The 20068-nt window shown below is 40.9% G+C and carries 15 protein-coding genes; 2 read left to right on the top strand and 13 right to left on the bottom strand.

Annotated features, from left to right (window positions below; translation table 11 throughout):
• Nucleotides 1-2: 2 nt before the first annotated feature.
• The 11 genes from K1558_RS08455 to K1558_RS08505 are packed head-to-tail and all read right to left on the bottom strand — an operon-like array spanning nucleotide 3 to nucleotide 12796.
• A complete protein-coding gene (locus K1558_RS08455) occupies nucleotides 3-557 on the bottom strand; it encodes an acyltransferase (RefSeq protein ID WP_238651017.1) in 555 nt (184 codons plus the stop codon).
• On the bottom strand, nucleotides 554-961 hold the full coding sequence (locus tag K1558_RS08460; protein ID WP_238651020.1) for a sugar 3,4-ketoisomerase: 408 nt from the start codon (nucleotides 959-961) through the stop codon (nucleotides 554-556). The genes K1558_RS08455 and K1558_RS08460 overlap by 4 nt, the downstream gene beginning before the upstream one ends.
• 36 nt (nucleotides 962-997) lie before the next feature.
• Nucleotides 998-2884 carry a hypothetical protein gene (locus K1558_RS08465; protein WP_238651023.1) on the bottom strand — a complete coding sequence of 629 codons (1887 nt, stop codon included), beginning with the start codon at nucleotides 2882-2884 and terminating at the stop codon, nucleotides 998-1000.
• A 33-nt stretch (nucleotides 2885-2917) separates the two neighbouring features.
• Entirely contained in the window at nucleotides 2918-4546 is a 1629-nt protein-coding gene (locus K1558_RS08470) for an acyltransferase family protein (protein WP_238651026.1), read from the bottom strand.
• Nucleotides 4547-4566: 20 nt separating this feature from the next.
• Nucleotides 4567-5082 (bottom strand): D-glycero-alpha-D-manno-heptose-1,7-bisphosphate 7-phosphatase, encoded by a 516-nt coding sequence (locus tag K1558_RS08475; RefSeq protein ID WP_238651028.1) that lies wholly within the window; start codon nucleotides 5080-5082, stop codon nucleotides 4567-4569.
• Entirely contained in the window at nucleotides 5072-5770 is a 699-nt protein-coding gene (locus K1558_RS08480; RefSeq protein WP_238651029.1) for a nucleotidyltransferase family protein, read from the bottom strand. The genes K1558_RS08475 and K1558_RS08480 overlap by 11 nt, the downstream gene beginning before the upstream one ends.
• A 2-nt stretch (nucleotides 5771-5772) precedes the next feature.
• Nucleotides 5773-6360, bottom strand: coding sequence for a D-sedoheptulose 7-phosphate isomerase (gene gmhA2, locus K1558_RS08485; RefSeq protein WP_238651030.1), 588 nt, complete (start codon nucleotides 6358-6360; stop codon nucleotides 5773-5775).
• A 2-nt stretch (nucleotides 6361-6362) separates the two neighbouring features.
• Nucleotides 6363-7388: a GHMP family kinase ATP-binding protein gene (locus K1558_RS08490; RefSeq protein WP_238651031.1), complete on the bottom strand. Its 1026-nt coding sequence runs from the start codon at nucleotides 7386-7388 to the stop codon at nucleotides 6363-6365.
• A gap of 21 nt (nucleotides 7389-7409) precedes the next feature.
• On the bottom strand, nucleotides 7410-10691 hold the full coding sequence (locus K1558_RS08495; protein ID WP_238651032.1) for a glycosyltransferase: 3282 nt from the start codon (nucleotides 10689-10691) through the stop codon (nucleotides 7410-7412).
• A gap of 8 nt (nucleotides 10692-10699) precedes the next feature.
• Nucleotides 10700-11983, bottom strand: coding sequence for an ABC transporter ATP-binding protein (locus tag K1558_RS08500; RefSeq protein ID WP_238651033.1), 1284 nt, complete (start codon nucleotides 11981-11983; stop codon nucleotides 10700-10702).
• An 18-nt stretch (nucleotides 11984-12001) separates the two neighbouring features.
• Nucleotides 12002-12796 carry an ABC transporter permease gene (locus K1558_RS08505; protein WP_238651035.1) on the bottom strand — a complete coding sequence of 265 codons (795 nt, stop codon included), beginning with the start codon at nucleotides 12794-12796 and terminating at the stop codon, nucleotides 12002-12004.
• An 87-nt stretch (nucleotides 12797-12883) separates the two neighbouring features.
• Here K1558_RS08505 and K1558_RS08510 point away from each other — a divergent pair, with 87 nt between their 5' ends.
• Nucleotides 12884-15343 carry an O-antigen ligase family protein gene (locus K1558_RS08510; protein WP_238651037.1) on the top strand — a complete coding sequence of 820 codons (2460 nt, stop codon included), beginning with the start codon at nucleotides 12884-12886 and terminating at the stop codon, nucleotides 15341-15343.
• Nucleotides 15344-15419: 76 nt separating this feature from the next.
• Here K1558_RS08510 and galU read toward each other — a convergent pair whose 3' ends face one another.
• Complete coding sequence (gene galU, locus K1558_RS08515) at nucleotides 15420-16307, bottom strand: UTP--glucose-1-phosphate uridylyltransferase GalU (protein WP_238651038.1); 888 nt, start codon at nucleotides 16305-16307, stop codon at nucleotides 15420-15422.
• Between the two features lie 185 nt (nucleotides 16308-16492).
• Between galU and K1558_RS08520 the strand changes: the two genes are divergently transcribed.
• Nucleotides 16493-17326 carry a hypothetical protein gene (locus K1558_RS08520; RefSeq protein WP_238651039.1) on the top strand — a complete coding sequence of 278 codons (834 nt, stop codon included), beginning with the start codon at nucleotides 16493-16495 and terminating at the stop codon, nucleotides 17324-17326.
• 108 nt (nucleotides 17327-17434) lie between these two features.
• Here the strand turns inward: K1558_RS08520 and K1558_RS08525 are convergent, their stop codons facing one another.
• Complete coding sequence (locus K1558_RS08525; RefSeq protein ID WP_238651040.1) at nucleotides 17435-19957, bottom strand: U32 family peptidase; 2523 nt, start codon at nucleotides 19955-19957, stop codon at nucleotides 17435-17437.
• Nucleotides 19958-20068 lie beyond the last annotated feature (111 nt).

Below are 20068 nucleotides of genomic sequence, written 5' to 3' on the forward strand. Positions count from 1 at the left end.
TATTAGTTTTCAATAATAATCTCGTTTTTTAAAGAGTACTGCTTGCCGCAAGCGGGACATGATAATTGTTGAGTCAATTTTTCACCACAATTACAAATATATCCCTTGAATTTAGCTGGACTTCCAAACCAAAGTGTATTATTAGGGATATTTTTAGTTACCAGCGAGCCAGCCCCTACCATGGCATACTTGCCAATAGTGTTCCCTGCAATTATTGTTGCGTTTGCACCTATTGAAACCCATTCCTCAAGCACAGTCTTCAAAAATTCAGTTGGATATTGTTTAGAACGAGGTCTCAAATCATTAGTAAAAGTAACATTTGGACCAATAAAAACATTATCTTCTATCGTAACTCCATCCCAAATATATACTCCTGATTTAACGGTAACATTATCGCCTAAGATTACATCATTTTCAATGAAGGTATGATCGTTAATATTACAGTTGGAACCAATCACCGCATTCGGTAAGATATGTGCAAACGCCCAAATCCGCGTATCCTCACCAATTTTCTCTGATTCGACAATAGCCTGTGGATGAGTAAAGTAGTGTTTCATCCCCCATACACCTCTTTGAATTTTTCATAATCACGAATATAGTCTTCTGCATCGTACAAATGCGAGGCAAGCACGAGTAAAACGCAGTTTGGAGAGAAATCATACATTTCATGCCAATCGTTTGGTTCAAGAATTAGGATTTTTCTGGGAGAGTCCAGCAACACATCTTCTTTCCTTCTAATGTTATCTAAAAAAACTTTACAACTACCAGAAACACAAACTAAAGCTTGCCTTGTTTTATAATGAGCATGATATCCCCTACGTACTCCCGAAATTGTATTGTAAATATAGAAAACACGTTTGAATTCAAACGGAATAGATGTTTCCCCATCAATTACAGCTAATAAGCCTCTTTCATCCCCTAATTCCTTAACTTCAATTACTCGACTTTCAGGAATCTTCATTTGGACCTCCCATTAATTCGCAAATATAGTATTCTCTTATTCTTTCACTATAATGTTATTTAGAAAATTTATTTTTGTTTGATATATAACAGTAACAGAGTTAACATCAATTAATTTATCACTATTTATTATTGTATTTTTCAAATTACCATCCCACGAAAAATCTCCATAATTAATATTAAGTCCAAAAGCTCCCTGAACTTTTATTGCCTCCCGCTCTACACTATTTATATTCATACTCTCAACATGATTTAATGAATCTTCTACAGTTTTTCCAATTACCGAATATTCATCATACTTCGAAAAATTAAAAATAGTTACTATAGGTGATAAAAATCTACCCTTTTCCTTAAATTCTTCGATATCAATTTTGGCAAATATTAAATTCTGATTAAGTTCCTTTGGAGATTGATTATATTTAAGATAAAACACTTCATTAGAATTAATAGAAGAATTAATATCTTTAATAACACTGATATTTTTCTTTAATTTGTGACTAAAATATTCGCTCCAGTAAGATTCATGGAGTGCGGCTGTTCCAATATACTCCCATAAACTCGGGGCATATATAATTGCATTCTCAGATATACTTTTTAAAGTTTTAGATTCCAGTAATTCATCAACCGATTTCCACTTGTAAGTAGATAAAGTCTGATATTTAGAGATGTATTTATTTGTAGAATCTGTAGCGAGACTAAAAAACATAACGATTACACACAAAAACCCGATAAGTAATTTCCTAACAATTTTCGAATTAGGGATATTCTGTACCAAAGATATAATAGTTATGATTATTAACACAAATGCAAACATGGAAAAGTATGACGATGGCATACCTAATTGGCCATTCTGTATTACAGCTTGCTGATAAAGGGGGGTTAGCCCCAGTAGCAAATTCGGGAGAAAAAAGTATATAATCCCAATACTCAACATTAACAAGCATTGCTTTATTTTTAGTGGATTCTTAAGGTTACTTATAGAGTAAAATAAAATACACACTAAGAGAGCTTTCACTAACCATTGAACCTCAAATGTATCAATAAAGTAATTTAAGCTGGCAGGTTGATAAACAGAGTCATTATAAATATACATCAAATATTTATATTTGCCTTCAAAAACAAAATATGAAGGAACAGATGAAATGCTAAATTGCCAAATGACTTTAAAAATATTTAGTATATTTACGCTATCCCCTATTTGCGCACCTTCATAGGAACTCCCAAATTTACTTCTAAAAACAAAATAAATCAAAAGATAAATGCTACACAAGATTACAATAGGAAGAATACGTTTAAATATATTCTTGTAATTTTTAAAGCCTTCAAAATAAATAGCAATAAATAAAAAAATTGGACTATATATAAGAAAGTTTTCATAGGAAAAAATAGTTAACCCATAACATAACAAAGTCATATATAAATATTTTTTCGTTTTAATTTTCAAGAATGAAATAAACATAACAAATGAAATTATCAAAAAAGAAAAGGGAATTGAAAAAAAACCTGGGAAACTAGTAATAGGATTATGTTCCCAACTGTTTTGGAATGAAACTAATATAATCAAAAAAGAAAGGTAAAAAATTTTATAATCGTTGAATACTTTATAAAAAAAGAAGGAAACAAGTAGAATATTTGTAAAAAGGATAGACAATGTTATTAATTTAAAATAAACAAAATTTTCAAAGATAAAGGGAACATAATAAAAAACACTAGCTAGAAAATTTATACGGCCTTGAAACTTCCAGGCGGCAGCGGTTGTTTGCATATAACTACTGAACGAATTGCTGTGGGCCAACATGGAATTTCTAAAATCATCATTTATAATCAAACCAATTTTCATTAAGGGATAAATGCTCAAAACAAATATTATTAATAAGTAAATATTCTCATGTTTTGATTTTTTTACACTTTTTATTAAATTCAAATTATAGCCCTCCAGAACAAAAAATTATACAACTTAATCTATTACTATTTTACTTATCAATGCACTCATCTCCCTTTGATCGGCTTCATCCTGACTTGGTTTATGAGTTGCATTAAACTCTAAAGTCACTAAATGGGTTTGTCCCTTACCATTAAATGGGGCCCTGATTATAATGCTTTCGCCATTTTTTACATCAAGTTCATGGATCATATTATTATCAACATACAGTACTACATGATTCACTTCTTTAAATGATTCAGGAATGAATCCTTCAATTTGAATAGTTGCCTCTTTAGAAGGGAATGATAATTCAACACCAGCTCTTTGTGCAATCCATCTGTAATTCTCATTACTACTTTGAGGTAGCCATCCATCATGAAAGATGCTCTCACTCTTCAGATAAGGGAATTCAATAACACTAGGTTTAGAATTATAAAAAGAGAATAGAAAAATGAATGCTGTAAAGATAACCAAAAATCCACTCCAGTTCAGTTTGAGTATCCTAGCCACTATTCTTTCTGTATGATCAGAAATCCCATCTATTAATGTTGATACCTTACCAAAATCCCATTTAGCACAAGGGCTAAGCAACTTTGTCAAGTTCACCTTTTTCAGTTTCATGAAGTTCTTTTCGATAATATGCCACGATAAAAATGCCAACATTAAAACCACCGGAACAGAGATCAAGAAATTAATCCATGGACTAGTACTCCCCCCAAATAAATGAGCAACAATTTGTTGTATTGGAAAAGCATACAAATACACTCCATAAGATAAATCACCATATTTTGAAATACTTTGGAGCCTTGTCTTAGGAAGAAAAGCCAAATACATTATTGAATAGGGAGCAATAACGGCAAATAATGGTTTAAAACCTCCATAGGATAGTGATAGAAATAAAATAACTATCCCTATCATTACTATTTCTTTTTTTAAATATAATGAGTCTCTGAACAAAAACAGTAAACTTCCCATAAAGAAAAACAATGATAATTCTACCAAAGTATTTAATTCAAGTTCAAAAAGACGCCCCCCAACTGGAGAAATCGTTTTATTAAACATGAAGTAGTAAAAGGTGCATATAGTGATAAATAACATTAAATACCTATGCTTCAATAACTTAAAAAAACCTAAACACCCTATTATTAAATAACATAGGAATTCAAAAGGTATTGTCCAAAGCGATCCATTAACAGAATCAGCGTAAATATTCGTTTCAAATACTCCCGGCAAATTCCAATACATTGGGAATAAAAATACGGCCTTCAAGTAGTCAAGCGTTGTTGGATCTTGTAAATAATCCTTCAATGATAACGTTGTGAACAATGGCCCTATTATAAAAGCAGAAAATAACAAAACACCCAACAGGCCTGGAAAAATCCTTAATATACGAGATTTAAGAAATGTGATCAAACTACTAGAGTAAAAGTAGCTTTGTGTTATTAACAACCCGCTAATTATAAAAAATATATAGACAGCCAAGTTTCCAAAAGTAACTTGGCCGTTAGATAGTACAAGTAACGGCTCATTATCATTACCTGATAAGGGGTACGCATGAGAAAATAACACTAACAATGCTGCAAACAATCTTATTAAATCAAAGTAGTTTTCTCTACCTTTTAACAGAGTACCCAGTGACGATTTGTTCTTATTGTGTGCCATACTAACTCCATTCAAGTTATTCAGATCATAATTATTTGACGAATCGCCTTTACATTTAAACAGTTTTCATTAGCTGTAACCTTGATATTCATCCGCACGCCAGCCCTTTCGCCAGCCTCAATATCGGATTGTTTATCACCTATTAATACCGACTGTTTAAGATCCAGATCGTATTCCCTCATAGCTTGGAGTATCATTCCAGGGCTTGGTTTCCTGCATTCGGAATCCTTCTTATAATCCCCTAATCCAAACTCAGCATGATATGGAGAATAGTATACTTTTTCAACGCAAATATTCTTAGCGGACAACTCTTTCAACATCCATGTATTCAACTTATGGAAATCATCGTCTGTATAATATCCTCGACCAATACCCGCTTGGTTGGTTATTACAAATAACAGGTATCCTTTCGCCTGAAATCCCAACATAACTTCAAAGATTCCCTCAACAAACTCAAAATCTTCTATTTTATAAACATAGTTTTTTTCTATATTAATTACACCGTCTCTGTCTAAAAAAAGAGCCTTATTCGCCATATTTTATCAGCTCACTCTGCGCACGATAATAATCTTCTGGAATCCCTATATCAATAAAGTACTTTGAACTTATAAATCCTCTAATATCCACCACTTTATAATGTTTTTGCAGAAAATCGGCTTCCAATGAAAATTTAGGACCCAGATTAAACGTCTCTAAGAGGTCTTTATTTAGAATGTAAATTCCTCCATTAATATACCCTTTATCCGTAGGTTGCTTCTCCTGAAAAGCTACTACCCTATTTTGTTCAAGTTCTATAGTTCCATATCTATCAAAATCATACATCGGTTTCAAAGCAATAGTCATATCTGCAATTGTTTCATTATGCTGGTGCATCATCTTTTGCAAATCCACATCAAAAAAGGTATCTCCGTTAATAATAAAACAATTATCGGAAGTGGTGTGCTTTAGAGCTTGAAGCACACCCCCTCCAGTTCCTAAAGGCTCTTGTTCAACAGAATATATTAATTCCATATTCCCTTTAAAAGAGTCCCCGTAATAATTATATATTTTATCGCTTAGATACCCAGTGGATAAAATAACCCTGCGCACTTCATATTTATACAAGTAATTCAGCAAATAGCTTAAGAATGGCGTTTCCGCTATTGGAGCCATCGGTTTAGGCACATCAGCAACAACGGTTTGGAGTCTTGTACCGAACCCCCCTGCAAGAATAATAGCTTCCATCCTTATTGAAACCCTTTTCCAAAAATAACTTCTTCTACAATGGCACAAATGATATGGCCAATCAGAATATGTGATTCTTGAATTCGAGGCGTTTCGTTCGATGGAACTTTAATACAATAGTCACAGAGTTCAGCCATTTCTCCGCCTGACTGACCTGTTAAACCAACAGTAGTAATCTCTTTCTCTTTACATGCCCGGAGTGCACGTATAATATTTTCCGAGTTACCAGAAGTGGATATCCCGATAAACAGGTCGCCTGCAACGCCATTAGCTTGAATCTGTCTAGCAAACAATTCATTGTACCCATAATCATTACCAATCGCAGTAAGAATAGAGGTATCTGTTGTTAAAGCCATAGAAGGAAGTCCCGGTCTGTCAAAGTAGAAGCGGCTTACAAATTCACCAGCAATATGTTGAGCATCTGCAGCACTTCCCCCATTTCCAGCTAACAAAGTCTTATTACCTTTTTTATAAACTTCTACTGTCTTTTCAGCAACTACTTTAATTAGATTGGTTAGATCGCTACTTTCCAGTAATTTAATTTTTGTTTCATACGAATCTTTAATTTGATTATTAATGTAAGTTTGCATTTTTAGCCTCTCCAACTTTCTGTTCCTTTTTTAGTGAAATGGAAATTCATAACGCTTCCTTCTAAATTCTTAAGTGCTTTGATTAAATCTAATCTCTTTGTAGGATCAACCATAAACATCATAAACCCGCCGCCTCCTGCACCAGATACTTTACCGGCGTATGCTCCAGCGTTCATTGCTACTTCATATACTTCATCTATATAAGCATTTGAAATCGAGGCCGCCATTCTTTTTTTTGCCTCCCAAGACTTACCTAGGTTTTCAGCAAAGGAACGAAGATTGCCTTTCAATATATTTTCTTTCATCGTCAATGCATCCACTTTTAGTTCGTGCATCGCGGCAATTGACTTCTCATTTTTATCTTTTGTATTTTTGACTTGTTCATCTATAATCTTTGCCGACTCTCTTGAAGCACCTAAGAAATATAGAACTAAAGAATTTTCAAGTTCATTAACAATCCAGCTCTTCATCCGAAGAGGATTAACAATGACACGGTCATTAGCGTAAAATTCAATAAAATTAAACCCTCCAAATGTAGCTGCATACTGGTCTTGTTTGCCGCCAGTTAAACCTACGTCAACTCTCTCAATCTGATAGGCTACTTGAGCTATGTCATACTCACCTAAAGGCAGATTTAATAGTTCTACAAAAGCTTGCAAAATTGATACTACCAAGGTAGAAGAGGAGCCTAGACCGGAACCGGCCGGTGCATCAGAATATGTAGTCATTCGAAAAGAAATTGGTAAAGAATTATTGTAGTTTTTAACAACATGATTATAGATTCCCTTATGGAGATCCAGAATACCATCAAAATCCAGTCTATCTGTTAACTCATATTCGGTAAATTCATCCCGATCCGCAGCATAAAACACTATTTTATTATCTGCACATGTTTCGATAGTACAATAGGCATACATGTCAATAGTTGCATTAAGCACGTAGCCCCCAAACTCATCGCAGTAAGGTGATACATCTGTACCACCACCTGCTAGTCCTAATCTCAGAGGCGCTTTCGATCTAATAATCATGTTATCCACCTTTCGCATTCTTCAACTAAAATCTTCGTCGATAATTTGCTCCACTCTTGCAGAAGAAAAATACTGCTGAATATAAATTAGTGAATCTTTAGATAATTCATCCAGCCGTTCTTCGTTGTTATAAATCCCTACAATTTCACTTGCAAAGTCCTCTTCGCTGTCAGCAATTAACAAATGATTCTCTATATTAGGCAATCCTTCTGCACCTACTGAAGTAGTTACTATAGGTATTTGATGATATAGAGCTTCAACCACCTTCCCTTTCACCCCAGCTCCATAACGTAAAGGCACAATATCTATTCTAGAAACAGAATATAGTTCTGCCAATCTTTCATCTGACACAAAACCATGAACAATCACATTATCCGATTGTAACTGTTTAATTACATCAGGGGGATTAGAGCCGACGATATTTAATTTAATATCCGGTATTGATTTTAATACAATTGGGTATACTTGCGAAACAAACCATATCACTGCGTCAACATTTGGTTTATGTCCAAAACCTCCAACAAAAAGCAAATCAGTTGTTTGAGCAGGTACCCTTTGAATAAACAAACGTTCAGAAGCATCATAAATATACGCTGGAATCGCCTTAACATTTAGTGCAGTGAATTGTTCTTTTATCTTATCAACTTCAACCTGGGAGGGGTAATAGACCACATCCGACTTTTCAAACAATTCACCTTCAATTTCCCTCCAGTTCTCCGCCTGCTTTAATAGAACTGGATTACCAGTCAATTCATATTCGCGTTCTTCACGTAAATAATGAAGGTCATGTCCGTAATAAATAACTTTTGCTTGAGTAAACTCTTTGATCCAATCAATATACTTTATAGAAATATGTGGTCTGTTCATAAATACAAAATCAAAATACTGACCATTAACTTTGAACCATTTTTTTATATCCTTTTCATAGGAAGGGCCATACAACACCTCAACACCCATTTGCTGCAATGTTGTTGTATATGGCTCATGTCTGAAATAATTATCACCGATAAATTTCACATTCATATTATTAGAAATAAAATATTGAATATATTGAAATACCGTTCGGCTGCCAGCATCTTTATCGTAGTGAGGTACGTAATGATCTATAATTAAAACTGTTTTCTTATTTTTACTACGATCACGAGCTTTAAAAACATTCTCACCGTTGGAATATTGTTCATGAAGAACCTCTTCCCATTTCTCGATAAATTTCGCTTTATTTTCAATTTGATAACTCTTGATGCCAGATTGTACATCCGTACCATGCGAAATCCCTTCAAAATGCACAACGATTGAACGAGGCTGCAATACCACCTTGTATCCTTGCCGTCTTACCTCAAAAGCAAGATCAGAGTCTTCGAAATAAGCAGGTGCATAGCGCTCATCAAATCCTCCGATTTTCTCCCATAAAGATTTACGCAGTATAATAGCAGCACCAGATATATAATCAACTTCTTTAACATAATTAAACTCAGAATTGTCCGGATTGTTTAATCGTCCATAGTTCCATCCGGAAGCATCATTCCATATAATCCCACCAGCTTCTTGAAGTCTTCCGTCTGGATAGACAAGTTTCGATCCTGCCATTCCAATATCAGGATATTTCTCTAATAAATCCGATAATGAGGACAGCCAGCCGGGTTGAACATTTGTATCATTATTAAGAAAAAGTATATATTTACCTTTCGCAAATTTCGCAGCATTATTACAATTCAATAAAAACCCTCTATTCACTCCATCTCTGAGAACATGAATATTTTCCACAAATTTTAAAATATCAATTGTCTCATCGGAAGATAAGTCATCAGCGATAATAACTTCGAAGCTATCCACCGATTCTTTATGTTGCAATATCGATTGCAAACAGTTGTAGGTATACTCCCACTGATTATACACAGGTATGATTATCGAAACCAGTGGCTTCTGGAATACTGGGAATACCAATTTTTCTTTTTCGATATATTTTTGAACAGGTGTTAGAAGTACTCCTTGAGTCGGCTCTATTGTATGACGTTCCATATAATTATCGATACGATCCTTGAGCATAGACGTTGATTCTGTACTATTATAATATTTTAGTTTTCTTATATTCGCAAAATTGATGAGTTTAATTGTTTGTCGCGGTTTCCTAAGTAAAGTAACTAATAATTTTGCCGCCAACTTCCTTTTACTACTATCAGGAATAATTTTATCACGTAAACGATAGTAAGCTGTTAACCCTTCCCAGCCTCCTGAGTTTAAAATACGACTAAGTTGATCCTCTTTAATCTTAAGCTCCTGGATATATGCCTTTTGTGAAATTAATGCACCTTCCACTGTCTCGATGTTCAATTTCTTCTCCTCAAGCTCTTCTATCAGTTGCTTGTTGAGATTTTCTAGTTTCTTGAATTCTTCATTTACTCTTTCGTTTTCTTTTACTTGCTTTGCCAGAGCCTCTTTATTCTCCAATAGTAATAGCTCACTATCAGCAGCTTCATTTTCGATCTTTTTTAGATCCACTTTTGATTTTAGAATAGTTTCATCTAAATATTTGATATGTTTATTTCTATCTTCTACTTCCTCTTGAAGAGAAACAATACGATTAATATAATCTTGAAACTTAAACTCCTTTGAGTATGCTACGGAATCGATCCTTATATTAGAGGTATTATATTTTCCACAAACTGCTATAATATATTTCCCATCATTTATCTGACTAAATTCATCTTCATTAGAAAGATGCTGAATGATTGAGCTATTCTGATTCATAATCAGTGATGCTATTTCAAATTTCTGATAATAAAAATTCACATTAGGAAAATAGTTTTCAAGGAAAGCTCTATACTCATGTTCGTAAAATTCTTTAACATGAAACGGATTATTGTGGTTAGGAATGTCACTATACCAGTATTTATCCGGCGTAGACATAATTAAGAATCCATCGTCCTTTAACACGCGTTGAATCTCTTTCATAAATTTATTTTGAGCTTCTTCATCTACGTGTTCTATTGTTTCCAAAGAAACCAATATATCTATTGAATGGTCAGGAATCTTCAAATCAACTATGGAACCTTCTATAAAGTGAATTCCAGATTGACTATATTTGATCTTCGCCAATTGAATCGCTTCTTTAGAAAGATCAATCCCGTATACCCGGTCAGCGTATTTTGAAAGAATATTTGAACCATACCCTTCGCCACACGCCGCATCGAGAACTACCTTTCCTTCTACTAAAGGTGCAATTGCAAAGTAACGCTGAAGATGTTCTAGTTCAGTTTGCTTATCCGAAAGTTGTGGTATAAATCTTTCTCCTGTAAATTCCATAATGCCTCCTATATAATTTGACGAAATTCAACATCATTTAATACAAGCACACCTTCCAGAGAGAAAGTCTGAGCTTGCACAACATTAAACACTAGTGCATCATGCACCCAGCAATGCTGAACATGGTTACCTTGTGTCCCTGATGCTAAAGCTGGAGATAGTGTATATACACCATGGTTAATATAAGGAACTTCGAATGAAAACTGATAAACATAAATTCCACCTTCTACAAGATCAGAAATATCTTGTTCCAAGACAAAGCTATTGGTCTGTCCAATAATCGTCCCTAATCTATCCTTAATAGTAAAACCGACTATAGGATCACTAATACTGTCGTTCGCCTTAACCTTTATTCCTACCTTAATCATTTGGCCCGGTTGAACTATATTGACTTTAGAATCTATCTCATCAAAAAGCGACATACCAATGATTTCGACTTTTTTATCACCTAGTACATCTAATTTTTCGTTTAGCGCATCTATGTTATCGTAATTTTTCGATGAAACGCTTGTTCCTGACGAGTAGGATTTAATCTGTTTACCATCTTTATTTAAATAGGAACCAATCATATGAGCCTGATATTGCTTGGCGACATCTATGGGATGCCCGTCTGCCATTAGGTCTCCTTCATTAATCCAGATAGCTCTATCGCAGTATTTGGTTATGGCACTGATATCATGAGTTACCATCAAAACTGTTTTAGTCTGTTTAAATTCTTCTATCTTCCGATAACATTTTTGCTGAAATCTGATATCTCCTACACTGAGAGCCTCATCAACAATTAGAATATCAGGATCAACATTAATTGCTACAGCAAATGCTAGCCGAGCGAACATACCACTGGAATACATTTTAACTGGTTGATGGATAAACTCACCGATATCAGCAAAAGAAGCTATATCTTCAATTTTCGCATCCATTTCATCTTTAGTGTATCCCATAATAGTACCATTTAAGTGTATGTTTTCGATCCCAGTATACTCGCCATTAAATCCAGCACCTAATTCCAAAAGAGCCGAAATACGTCCATTGACTTCTATTTCCCCTACACTTGGGGTTAAAACTCCTGTAATCATTTTAAGCAAAGTCGATTTCCCAGATCCATTCTTACCTACAATCCCAATAGTTTCTCCCTTTTTAACTTCAAAAGATACATCTCTGAGTGCATTGAAATCGGTATGGTATTTTTTCCTAAATGGATGAATAGCTTCCTTTAATCGATCAGATAATTTATCATACAGTCTATAAACCTTACTTACCTCTTTAACAGAGATTGCAGTTTCTTGTTCCATAATCAATCTTCCTCTTTTCTACAAAACATCCGAAAAATGCGGACGGAGCTTTTTAAATATGAAGATACCCAATATTAATGTTACAATCGTTATCAACCAATAGCTTAAAGTCATCTTAGGATGCTCCCAAAACCATTTGTGATATATAAAGGTTTCTCTGTACCCTTGAGTGATATAGAAGAATGGATTTAACTTTAACAGGAATTGATATCTGACCGGTACAGTATCCAACGAATAAAAAATAGGAGTTAACCAAAAACCGAATTGCAGTAAAACACCGACAATTTGTCCAACATCCTTCAAGAAAATTATTAACGCTGAGGTTATCATAGATATTCCAAAAACTAAGAGACTAGCCGAAAAAAAGTAGTAAATAATTTGAAAATAATATATGTTCGGGTAATAACCGTAAATTGCAAACATAAGCACCATAAAAACTATAAAGAAAAGATGTACATAAAAAGCTGAATAGATTTTCACTATTGGCAATACACCTATTCTAAAAACAATTTTTTTCACCAAATAACCGTTTTCTACAATAGATGTTGTTCCACTTTGTATGCTATCTGATATAAAGAACCAAGGAATCATAGCAGAAACAAGCCATAAAATGAAAGGGAAATTATCAATTGGCGCATTTTTAAACCCAACCTGAAAAACAAACCAAAATATAAGCACTTGAATAGTAGGCTGTATGAATGCCCACAGTATTCCTAAAAACGAACCTAAATATCTTGTTTGAAAATCTTTTTTTGAAAGTGACAATACAAACCTATGTAGCTCTAAAGCTTTTCCACCAAAACCTCTTGTCATTTTAAGTCAGCATCCTTTGTGTTATAGATAATAAATATAGAATTATGCTAAAATATCCTCGTACCTACAGATAAAGGAGATCATAACGTGTCGAAACCAGTATACGGTAAAAATGCGGTTCAGTCGAGAAATGTTGAAAAGATATCCTGTTACATATGGGCGTTAGCGATAGCGTTCATTGTTTTTTTGGTCTGGGCCCCGTTTCAAGTGGGATTGTTTAATGGGCAGCAGATTGACTTCGAGAAGCCGATCTATCTGTCGTCATTGTTCAGCAGCCTGTTGCTGTTGGGCTGGGTAGGCTTGTACTTCACCAAGTTCAAGCTGGAGGGACAGCGTGATCTGCTGGCTGTGGCCTCGCTGCTGCTGCCCGCTACCTACGCATTGTCGCTTATTGGCGCTGCTTCGCGATATATGGCGATGAATCTGCTGTTTGTTCAGAGCATGTACGCCGCAGTATTCATTATAGCGTTATATTTGCTTCAGCAAAAGCAACTAAATGTTGTCATTCAAAATGCCATCCTGGCGATCGCTTATGTCATTGTCGGTTTCGGCCTGCTGAACTGGCTTGGCAGCTGGAAATTTGCCGGAGGTATGGTAGGCTGGTTCTCCAACACGGTGCGTAATGGTAAATACTTGGATGCGGTCATGACGGACTCGAACGGCCTGCGTCTCACCTCTATCTTCCAGTATGCCAATACGTATGCGGCCTTCCTGATGGCCTTCCTGTTCGTGGCGGTGTTTGCCCTGGTCCGCTCCAAAAAGTGGTACGGTACACTGACGCACAGCTTCATGCTGGTGCCGATCATCGTCTCCCTGCTGCTGACCTTGTCCCGTGGCGGACTTGTCATGCTGCCTGTTGTGTTCATTCTGCTCCTGCTGTTCCTGAAGCCTGCGCAGCAGATTCTTTGGATTATTCATCTTGCCATATCCGGCATTGCGGCTCTGTTGGTTACCAACCCGCTGACAACACTTGGCACAGAGCTGAATACGGCTTATAGCTCATCGGCTGCGCTTAAGGCTTGGGCTTACCTGCTTGGAGCCTCTGCGGTGGTTGCTGCTCTGAGTTGGGCAATTCAACGGTTTGTTGCGCCATGGCTACAGGGCAAGCTGGGTAGCTCAGAAACCCGCAAATTCACCGGAATGTGGATTCCACTCGGCTCCGTTGTCGCTGTAGCTATCGTTGCTTTCCTGCTGATTGGGACAGGCTTGAAAAGTATTTTACCGGATAATATCGAGACACGGCTGGAGAACATCAACTTCAAGCAACACAGTGTACTCGAACGCTTTACTTTCTACAAAGATGCCATGAAGGTAGTAAAAGATTATCCGTTTCTCGGCTCGGGAGGAGGCGGCTGGGCTTCCTTGTATGAAGAGTACCAGAACAACCCTTATGTAAGCCGTCAGGTCCATAACTTCTTTCTGCAGTATCTGATTGAGGTTGGCATTGTCGGGTTCATCGTGTTTATGGGTTTTATCGGGTATATTTTCTACAAATACATCCGTGCTTATCTGAAGCGTGACAAGGATGAATTCCATAATGGATTCTTCTTCTATATTATTGCGCTGTCGATCCTGATTCACAGTCTGCTGGACTTTAATATGAGTTATGCCTTCATGGGCATTCTGGTGTTTATCGGATTGGCTGGTATGGGCGCTGTAATGGACAGTAAACAGCTTCGTCAGAGCTGGAATAAGTCTGGACTCCGGATTGGATATTTTGCGGTCCTGACCATCGGTACGGTGTTCCTGCTCTTCCTGTCGATCAATTACATCGGGTCAAGCAATGCTGCACTCAAAGGTAAAAATCTGATCTCGGTAAGCACTTCGTATGAAGAGATCAAGACTCCGCTGGTCAAAGCGCTGGATGCACGTCCATACCACCCTGAAGCCGCTACTTACCTGTCTTCTCTGGATATGACGGTCTTTAAGCAGACTCAGGATGAGCAGTATCTGACAGAAGCGTCAGAGGTACTGACGCGCGCGCTTAAATTCGAGCCGTATAACAAAAATCTGCTGTTTCAATTAGCCACCTATTATGATCTCAAGGGACAGCCGGACCTGGCCCTTGATGTGTATCGTGATAATGCCGGCAAGTATAACTGGGACATCACCTGGTATGAGTCATTGACCAACCGTGCTCAGATACTTGCTGCTGCCGCTAATGAGCAGAAGGATGAGACGAAGAAGCAGGAATACCTCACCGCAGGACTAGATGCATACAAGCATGTAGTGGATGGCATTGAGCATTTAAAAACCTTGCCGCCTGAGCAGATGCAGGGCCGTCCATTCTCGGTTACACCTGTCATTGCGCTTAATGCAGGCAAGCTGCAGGTGATGTCGGGACAAAATGATGCGGCTGCAGCGACGCTCAAATTAGGCTTAACTGATGATTACAATGATACGACAAATCGCGAAATCGCCCGCTGGTACTCGGCTGCTCTGAAGAAAGCTGGGGCTGCTATAGATCAGCCGGTGTATGACAAGCTGATTGCCGCTGATCCGGCAGAGGCAACAGCAATTGAGACTGTAGTGAATACGCAGTATTGATCGTTAGGCATAAAAAAAGCGGGCCGCTCGTTTGATAACAGCGGCCCGCTTTTTTTATTTAGTGGACAATACTCTTTTAACGAATATATAAACGTTCTTCATTTTCAATTATTTCCTTCAAATACTCCAGCAGTCCTTCTTTAAGCTCCTCATGCTGAAGCGCGTAATGAATGGTGGTCTGGATGAAGCCCATCTTCTCGCCGACGTCATGCCGTCTGCCTTCGAAATCATAAGCGATAATCCGCTCCACTTCACTGAGCCGGGAGATTGCGTCTGTAAGCTGAATCTCTCCGCCTACACCGACCTGCTGCTCACCCAGCATATCAAAGATACGCGGAGTCAGGATATAACGTCCCAGGATTGCCAGGTTGGATGGCGCGTCTTCTCGCTTAGGCTTCTCTACCAGCCGGTTGGCTCTGTAGACACGTTCAGCCATTTCAGTGCTGTCTACGACCCCGTAACGGGAGACCTCTTCCCATGGCACAGGCTGAACACCAACAATGGATGATTTGTACTGCTCGTACACCTCAATCATTTGCTTCAGGCAGGGCTTGTTCGACTCTACAATGTCATCCCCCAGCAGGACAGCGAAGGGCTCGTTACCAATGAACTTGCGGGCGCACCAGATGGCATGTCCGAGGCCGCGTGGTTCTTTTTGACGGATGTAGTGAATGTCGGCCATCTCCGAGGATTTGCGCACCGACTCCAGCAGCTCCCACTTCTGCTTCTCGGCCAGATTGAATTCCAGCTCAAACGAATTGTCAAAATGATCTTCGATCGCGCGTTTGCCCTTACCGGTTACAATGATGATGTCCTCAATTCCGGAGGCAACGGCTTCTTCCACAATATATTGGATCGTTGGTTTGTCTACAATAGGCAGCATTTCCTTGGGCATGGCCTTAGTCGCTGGCAGGAATCGGGTACCAAGACCGGCAGCGGGAATAATTGCTTTACGGATCTTCATCTCATAGCTCCTTTAACAGATATACTCATAATCTCAATTATAACAGTTCTTGCTGCAATTGGGCAGTATACTAAGGGAGGGGCAGACAGGTACGGAAATTCGGGGTGGCTGTTCACGTTGACGGCCCCATTGCATGTTGATATAACAGGACTATAACAGTATTCGATTCGAAAAGGAGGGTATCCATGTTAGACTTATCCAGTCCGGTGTGGCAACAGCTTCACGGCCCTTTCGGCTTGTCGGAAGCGGTTCCCAGCTTATTACAGCAGTTGCAGGACGAGTATACCACAGAGGTTAAGGATAAGCTGTATTGGGAGCATCTGTTTCATCAGGACACAATCTACAGCTGTACTTACGCTGCATTGCCTTATCTGGTGGAACTCGCCAGGAAGTCGGATGATCCCGAAGTAAAATTGGATATTTACGTGACCTGTGGAATTTTCGTTGCGAACCAGATGACAGTGCACAGCGGGAAGCAGCCTCCTGAATTCGCCCACCAGAACCCGCCGCTTGCTGATGAGCTTGTTCAAGACATATATACAGCCTACCTCACTGCTGTTGAGCATTTGGGTAACCTGACGGAAGAGATATTTCACTACGCCGAATCGGCGCAAAAAGATGACCTTGAGAAGCGTTACGTCCTCTCCGCGGATGCTGCTTACCGGGGAGATCGGGCGGTTGCGGGTATATTGTTGACCTATTCTGAAGGTGACGAGTACAACGCCGCATGTCCAAGCTGCTATGAGGAAATGTATATTTGGCCGAATGAGGACAGCCCTGGTATGACTGCTTACCCTGATGATCCGGTATTCAGCGGCAAGGAAGATGGCCAAGCTGTTAAACCTTTAGCACTCAGCAGCATTGGATCTGAAGACGGCCCTCTAGCCCGCTTATGGCAAGCAGCTCATGCCATCAAGAACGGGCAGCTTATGGAGCAACTGCCCTATCTCTGTGGCCATGTGAACTGTCCGGCCTGTGGTGAAGAGCTGGAAATCTGGCCGGAGCTGTTTCCGTTGTAAGCGTGGTCAGGATTTAACCAGGGTATAAAAATAGGCCCGGGAGAATAGCGGAGCCATCCATTTCGGACGGCTCCGGCTTCTTCCGGGCCTTTATTTATGGGGTGTCACTTACTTCGCATTCACCAGCTGTCCGCGTGTAACGCCTAACTGGTTGGTGGCCTTCAGGCTTTTCCAGACCTGGGTGCCGGAGATCTCGCCACGTAGTGCACGGCTGTAAAGGCTAATAACCTCTGCCACCTGCTCCGGCGTCTCCTCCAGGAACTCTACACGGAAGGAGGATACTCCCAGCTCGCGGAAATGATTCAAATACTCGGCACCGGACTGCTCAACAGCGTTATAAACCGTATTGCGGCAGCCTTCATCCACCCGGACGGGATGGGACATGCCGATGCGGTCCTGCAGGGAGGCACGCTGCTCCTCGCACGGACGGCCGCAGTTCGTGTAATCTGTGCCTTCGCTCATGAAGGTACAGTAGACACAGTGCTCCGTATGGAACATCGGGAGATGCTGGTGGATAACAACCTCCATACGGGAGGTGTCGCTGTGCCCCAGCAGATCGACCATCTGCTGGATGTTCAGGTCATATGACGGCGTCACCTTGTCAAGGCCGGCGTCCAGGAACAGGTTCACGGCCCGGTGGTTGGCGATGTTCAGCGAGAAATCGCCGATCAGCCGGGGATGCGCAGCCTCCGGGTGCTCCTGCCGGTGACGCAGGTAATAATACAGCGCACCGGTGTTGCGCACCAGCACAGCATCCGGCTGCAGGCGCAGGATGTTGGCATGGTAGCCGTTCTCGCTGGGCATATGGATGCGCGGGGTGGCCAGCGCGATGCTGGCTCCTGCAGCCCGTACAGCGTCTACAGCCGCCGGGAACTGCTTGATGAACTCGAAGTCAGCGTAGATGCTCGTTACGCCCGCTTCGAGCGCAGCCTGCACCTGCGGCAGGCTGCGGCACAGCGCGGTGAGCTCCGCTTCACCGCTGCCCACAACCGCTGCGGCGCCCCTGCGGGAAGCGCCGTAGACCTCAACCTCCCGTTTCACGTACACGGGAGGCTTCGGGCGCTCGCCCGCAAGCAGCTCCACCGCCTGGCGGCGGATGCTGTTCAGCTCGCGCATGGGCACGATCACGTCGCCTTGCAGATGCGACTCCAGCGCTTCCAGCTGGAACAGGGTTCCGCCCAGGCGGCCGAATTGCTCTTCCAGCAGCGCGGTATCCATCGGACGCTTGAGCGCTGGCGCAAGCTCAAGCTCCGAGTCCACACGGACTGTCACGTTCTTCTGAACGTCCGTCCACCAGGTCGTCAGCTTCTCGCCAGCGCAGCCTTGTACTCTCACATGTACCGGGAAGACCCGGTACGGCTTCTCGGTCTCATACGACTGGCGCAGCGCCTTGTCGAGCGCCGGATCGTTCGTCTTCCAGATGCGGTCGCCAACATGCAGACGGCGCAGGTCCACGTCACTGCGGCCCGGCACGATGTCGATGATCCAGCCTTCGCCAGCCTCACCCTCCAGCTTGACACCCTTGCGGCGCAGGTCGTAGACGCGGCCGCCTTCTTCCTTCTTCGTTGGGTCTCCCGCATCGAACACAATGCCATCCCCGCGCTTTAGCGGCGCATGGATGCGGCAGACTACGCCGTCACGCAGAATCTGCTCAACGGTGCCCAGGTACACTCCGCGGCTTTTCGGGAAGGTTCCGTCGACCAGCTTCTTATTGTTCGTGCCCTCCAGGAACCCGTGGGTGAAGCCCCGCGAGAAGCTCTGCTGCAGCTCACGCCGATCTTCCTTGGAAGTCGGCGTCCAGTTGCCGTCAAAATACTTATCAATCGACTTCCGGTACTTACTCACCACGTTGGCTACGTACTCAGGGCTTTTGAGCCGGCCCTCGATTTTGAAGGAGGTTACCCCCGCTTCGATCAGCTCAGGCATCAGGTCAATCGCCGCCAGATCCTTCGGCGACAGCAGATAGGTCACATCCCCCATCGGCTTCACTTCACCGTCGATCATCAGGTCATAAGGCAGCCGGCAGGCCTGGGCGCATTCCCCACGGTTGGCGGAACGTCCGCCCCACATTTCGGAAGTAAGACACTGGCCCGAATAGGATACACACAGCGCACCATGCACGAACACCTCCATCGGCAGGCGGGCTTGCTCGCCAATCGTACGGATTTGCTTCAGATTATTTTCCCGGCCCAGAACGACACGCTCCAGCCCCCACGGCTTCGTGAATTCCACCGCTTCCGGCGAAGTAATCGTCATCTGTGTCGAACCGTGAATCGGGAAGTCCGGCGAGATCTCGCGGATCAACTGCACCAGCCCCAGGTCCTGCACGATTACGGCATCCACGCCCGCATCCACGCAGGCATCAATCAGTTCCTTCGCCTCAGCTAATTCATTTTCAAACACCAGTATATTAAAGGTCAGGAACCCCTTCACTCCATAGCTGTGCAGAAAAGCCATAATCTCCGGCAGCTCGTCCATCCGGAAGTTGTTCGCTCTGGCCCGTGCATTGAACTTCTCTACGCCAAAAAAGACCGCATCCGCCCCGTTCGCCACCGCTGCACGCATGCAGTCCCAGTCTCCCGCCGGAGCCAGCAGCTCCACGTCTTCTCTGCGTATGTGTTGCTCTTTCATTTATATCCTCCTAAAACCGCCTGACCGGCGGTGCTTGTCTTCTCTTTAACTTATCAATTGTATCAAATATCATAGCCATCTGCCAGCAAAATAGAAACACTTGGATTTTGT

The sequence above is a fragment of the Paenibacillus piscarius genome (assembly GCF_022234545.1).
Taxonomy (GTDB): domain Bacteria; phylum Bacillota; class Bacilli; order Paenibacillales; family Paenibacillaceae; genus Paenibacillus_AQ; species Paenibacillus_AQ piscarius.

Bases quoted from the DNA above. Each gene is read 5' to 3' on its own strand.
- K1558_RS08455 (WP_238651017.1), bottom strand. From the start codon at position 557: ATGAAACACTACTTTACTCATCCACAGGCTATTGTCGAATCAGAGAAA.
- K1558_RS08460 (WP_238651020.1), bottom strand. From the start codon at position 961: ATGAAGATTCCTGAAAGTCGAGTAATTGAAGTTAAGGAATTAGGGGAT.
- K1558_RS08470 (WP_238651026.1), bottom strand. From the start codon at position 4,546: ATGGCACACAATAAGAACAAATCGTCACTGGGTACTCTGTTAAAAGGT.
- K1558_RS08475 (WP_238651028.1), bottom strand. From the start codon at position 5,082: ATGGCGAATAAGGCTCTTTTTTTAGACAGAGACGGTGTAATTAATATA.
- K1558_RS08480 (WP_238651029.1), bottom strand. From the start codon at position 5,770: ATGGAAGCTATTATTCTTGCAGGGGGGTTCGGTACAAGACTCCAAACC.
- gmhA2 (WP_238651030.1), bottom strand. From the start codon at position 6,360: ATGCAAACTTACATTAATAATCAAATTAAAGATTCGTATGAAACAAAA.
- K1558_RS08490 (WP_238651031.1), bottom strand. From the start codon at position 7,388: ATGATTATTAGATCGAAAGCGCCTCTGAGATTAGGACTAGCAGGTGGT.
- K1558_RS08495 (WP_238651032.1), bottom strand. From the start codon at position 10,691: ATGGAATTTACAGGAGAAAGATTTATACCACAACTTTCGGATAAGCAA.
- K1558_RS08500 (WP_238651033.1), bottom strand. From the start codon at position 11,983: ATGGAACAAGAAACTGCAATCTCTGTTAAAGAGGTAAGTAAGGTTTAT.
- K1558_RS08505 (WP_238651035.1), bottom strand. From the start codon at position 12,796: ATGACAAGAGGTTTTGGTGGAAAAGCTTTAGAGCTACATAGGTTTGTA.
- galU (WP_238651038.1), bottom strand. From the start codon at position 16,307: ATGAAGATCCGTAAAGCAATTATTCCCGCTGCCGGTCTTGGTACCCGA.
- K1558_RS08520 (WP_238651039.1), top strand. From the start codon at position 16,493: ATGTTAGACTTATCCAGTCCGGTGTGGCAACAGCTTCACGGCCCTTTC.
- K1558_RS08525 (WP_238651040.1), bottom strand. From the start codon at position 19,957: ATGAAAGAGCAACACATACGCAGAGAAGACGTGGAGCTGCTGGCTCCG.